Source organism: Sphingomonas sp. AC449, from assembly GCF_979253475.1.
Map to the genome: position 1 here is coordinate 1 of NZ_CEEDCZ010000050.1, position 272 is coordinate 272.

Sequence of the window (272 nt, forward strand, 5' to 3'; positions counted from 1 at the left end):
CGGGCACCGCGGGGACGCGCTCGGGCACCGCGCGCGACCAGCTCGCCAGCACGTTCACCGCGGACATCACCGCCGTGAACCTGTTCACCTACCCGGCGCTGCTGCAGCAGAATGCGGGCAACGTCGCGACGACGAACGCCCAGTTCGCGGCCACCTACAACACGCAGAGCCGCGCGTTGAACCAGGGGTTCGTCGATCAGATCCTCGGCCAGTACGACATCACCGCCCATGCGCAGGCTCCGCTGTTCAACTTCGCGGTGAATACGCCGATC

The 272-nt window shown here is 67.3% G+C and carries 1 protein-coding gene; it reads left to right on the forward strand.

All coding sequences use genetic code 11. The features are described 5' to 3' along the window. Positions 1–272 (forward strand): hypothetical protein (locus AC0CH3_RS17815; protein ID WP_465238127.1); only part of this gene is annotated, 272 nt, incomplete at both ends.